This window comes from Streptomyces sp. SM1, assembly GCF_002910825.1.
Classification (GTDB): Bacteria; Actinomycetota; Actinomycetes; order Streptomycetales; family Streptomycetaceae; genus Streptomyces; species Streptomyces okerensis.
This window is the reverse complement of the sequence record NZ_NEUB01000900.1, coordinates 1,948-5,676: the sequence shown is the minus strand read 5'-3', so window position 1 is coordinate 5,676 and position 3,729 is coordinate 1,948. Positions and strand designations below refer to the sequence as shown.

Annotated in this window: 2 protein-coding genes (1 of these 2 only partly in view); both read right to left on the bottom strand. The window is 75.0% G+C overall.

Features of this window, described 5'->3' with window-relative positions:
• Positions 1-2,131 (bottom strand): type I polyketide synthase (locus tag B9S61_RS30335; protein WP_146064993.1); only part of this gene is annotated, 2,131 nt, incomplete at its 3' end.
• 31 nt (positions 2,132-2,162) lie between these two features.
• Positions 2,163-3,729 carry part of the coding region annotated (locus tag B9S61_RS30330; protein WP_374936262.1) for an SDR family NAD(P)-dependent oxidoreductase on the bottom strand (this coding region is incomplete at its 5' end). The annotated region continues 1,947 nt past the right edge of the window, so 1,567 of the 3,514 annotated nt are shown.

The window sequence follows — 3,729 nt, the reverse complement described above, 5'->3', positions numbered from 1 at the left end:
CGTCCACCGGCAACGGCACCGACGCCATCCCGCCCCGGCCCGCCAACACCCCCACCGCACGCGAACGCAGCGCCACCACCCGGGCCCCGTCCTCCAGACTCAGCCCACCCGCCACACACGCAGCAGCGATCTCACCCTGCGAATGACCCACCACCGCATCGACGGTCACACCGTAGGACCGCCACACCTCCGCGAGCGACACCATCACGGCCCACAACACCGGCTGCACCACGTCGACCCGCGCCAACAACTCCTTCGACCCCAGCACCTCCACCAACGACCACTCCACGAACGGCGACAAAGCCCGCCCACACTCCGCCATCCGACCCGCGAACACCGCCGACCCACCCAACAGCTCCGCAGCCATCCCCACCCACTGCGAACCCTGCCCCGGGAACACCAGCACCGTACGGCCTGGGACCGGTCCGCTGCCGGTCGTCACGTCGGCCGACGCCGCACCCCGCGACAGCGCGGCGATCCCGGCCAGCAACTCGCCCCGGTTCGCCCCCACCACCACGGCACGCTCCGCGAAGCGCGAACGCCCGGCCGCCAGCGAGTGGCCGATGTCCGCCGCGCTCAGCCCCGGCTCCGCCACCACCCGCCGGTGCAGGGCCGCCGCCTGGCCGCGCAGCGCCTCGGGCGTACGCGCCGAGAGGACCCAGGGGACGGCGGCGGGTGCTGGTACCGGCACGCCGGGCTCGTCAACCGGCTTGCCGGTGGCGTCTGTCGAGTCGGCCGGGGCAGATGGGGCCTCTTCGAGTACGAGGTGGACATTGGTCCCGCTGGCGCCGAAGGAGGACACGCCCGCCCGGCGCGGGCGTCCCGTCTCGGGCCAGGGGGTGGCCTCGGTGAGCAGCGCGACGGCGCCCTCGGTCCAGTCGACGCGTGGCGAGGGGCGGTCCACGTGCAGGGTGCGCGGCATCGTGCCGTGCCGCATCGCGAGCACCGACTTGATCACCCCGCCGACGCCCGCGGCGGCCTGGGTGTGGGACAGGTTGGACTTCAGCGACCCCAGCCACAGTGGCCGGCCGGCGGGCCGGCCCTGCCCGTAGGTGGCCAGCAGGGCCTGCGCCTCGATGGGGTCGCCGAGGGTGGTGCCGGTGCCGTGCGCCTCCACCATGTCCACCTCGTCCGGGGCGAGTCCGGCACGGGCGAGCGCCCCGCTGATGACGCGCTGCTGCGCGGGGCCGTTCGGTGCGGTCAGCCCGTTGCTCGCGCCGTCCTGGTTGACGGCCGAGCCGCGGATGACTGCCAGTACGGGGTGCCCGGCGCGCCGGGCGTCCGCGAGCCGTTCCAGCAGGAGCAGGCCCAGGCCCTCGCCGAAGCCGGCGCCGTCCGCCGTGGCCGAGAAGGACTTGCTGCGCCCGTCGGGTGCCAGGCCGCGCTGGCGGCTGAATCCGACGTACAGGCCGGGGGTGGACATCACGGTCACGCCGCCGGCCAGGGTGAGGGTGGTGTCGCCGGAGCGCAGCCCCTGGCAGGCGAGGTGGACGGCGACCAGGGAGGACGAGCAGGCGGTGTCGAGGGTGACCGCCGGGCCTTCCAGGCCCAGGGCGTAGGCGATCCGGCCGGAGGCCACGCTGGGGATGGTGCCGGTGCCGAGGAAGCCTTCGAGTTCGTCGGGCACCCGGCCGAGCCGCGACGCGTAGTCGCTGTTGATGACTCCGGTGTAGACCCCGGTGCGGCTCCCGCGCAGGGTCAGCGGGTCGATGCCGGCGCGTTCCACGGCTTCCCAGGAGGCTTCGAGGAGCAGCCGCTGCTGCGGGTCCATGGCCAAGGCCTCGCGCGGGGAGATGCCGAAGAAGCCGGGGTCGAAGGCGGTCGCGTCGTGGAGGAAGCCGCCTTCGCGGACGTAGAAGGTGCCGGGGGCGTCGGGGTCGGCGTCGAAGCCTCCCTCGACGTCCCAGCCGCGGTCGGCGGGGAACGGCGAGACCGCGTCGCGTTCCTTGAGCAGCAGCTCCCACAGGTCTTCCGGGGTGCGTACGCCGCCGGGGTAGCGGCAGCTCATGGCCACGATGGCGATGGGCTCGGCGGAGTCGTCGCGGAGCCGCCGGTTCTCCTGCCGCAGGCGCTGGTTGTCCAGCAGCGAGGCGCGCAGGGCGGCGACCACCTGGTCCGTGTCGGTGGGCATGGTGTTCGGCTTCTCCTTCTCCGGCTGTCGGTCAGTCACGTGTGCCGCCCAGGGCCATCCGGACGAGGTCGTCGACGGCCATGCCGTCGATGTCGGCGACGGGGGCCGGTGTCTCCGGCCGGTCGGCGAGGCTCAGGAGGTCGTCGAGCAGGCCTGCCCGGCGCAGTGCGGCGGGCGGGATGGTGGCGAGCAGCGAGCTGATCTCGCGGTCCCCGCGGTCCGCCGTTCCTGCCGTCCCCGTGCCGCCGGGTGCGTCGGGTACGAGGCGCCCGGCGAGGTAGCCGGCGACGGCGGCCGGGGTGGGGTGGTCGAAGACCAGGGTCGCGGGCAGCCGACGGCCGGTGGCGGCGCTGAGCCGGTTGCGGAGTTCGACCGAGGTGAGCGAGTCGAAGCCGAGGTCCTTGAACGCCTGGTCGGGGTCGACAGTCCCGGCGCCGCCGTGGCCGAGGACGTCCGCGACCCGGCCCCGTACCAGGTCGAGCAGGGTGGCGACGCGTTCCTCGGAGGTGAGGGCGGTGAGCCTGCGGCGCAGCGAGTCCGCTTCGGCGGCGTCCGCTCCGGAGGCCGGGCGGCGTGCGGCGCCGGGGGCGAGGCCGGAGAGCAGGGCCGGGACGGGTGCGGTCCGGGCGGCCGTCCGCAGCCGGCCGAGGTCGATCTTGACGGGGACGAGCAGCGGTTCGTCGAGGGTGAGCGCCGCGTCGAGCAGGGCCAGGCCCTCGTCGCTGCCGATGGCCGCGGCGCCGCCCCTGGACATGCGCCGCAGGTCGGCGGCGGTGAGCGTGCCGGTCATGGCGCCGCGGCGCTCCCACAGGCCCCAGGCGAGGGACTGGGCGGGCAGCTGCCGGGCCCGGCGCTGCTGAGCGAGCGCGTCGAGGAAGGCGTTGGCTGCAGCGTAGTTGCCCTGTCCGGCGTTGCCGACCGTGGCGGACGCGGAGGAGAACAGGACGAAGGCGGACAGTGGCAGGTCGCGGGTGAGGGCGTGCAGGTGGAGGGCCGCGTCGACCTTGGGCCGCAGTACGTGGCCCATCCGCTCGGGGGTCAGCGACTCGACCGTTCCGTCATCCAGGACGCCGGCCGCGTGCACGACCGCGCTCAGCGGACGCTCGGCGGGGATCGCGGCGAGTAGGACGGCGAGGGCGTCCCGGTCGGCGACGTCACAGGCTGCCACGTCCACCAGGGCGCCGAGTCCGCGCAGTGCGGCCGCGAGGTCGGCGAGGCCCGGGGTATCGGCGCCGCGCCTGCCGACGAGCAGCAGGTTCCGCACCCCGTGCGCGGTCACGAGGTGCTGCGCCACCAGGCCGCCGAGGGATCCGCCGGCCCCGGTGACGAGGACGGTTCCGCCGGCGGCGGCGATGCCGGACGGCGTCTCGGGGGCCGGGTTCGGGTCCGGGTCCGTGGGGGTGGTGGCCCTGGTGAGGCGGGCGGCGAGGAGTTCTCCGTCGCGTATGGCCAGCTGGGGTTCGGCTGCGGCCAAGGCCCGGGGCAGCAGGCCGGTCACGGCGGCCGGGTCGTCGGTGTCGATGAGCAGGAAGCGGTCCGGGTGCTCGGACTGGGCTGAGCGGACGAGCCCGCGGACCGCGGCACCGGTGAGGTCGGTG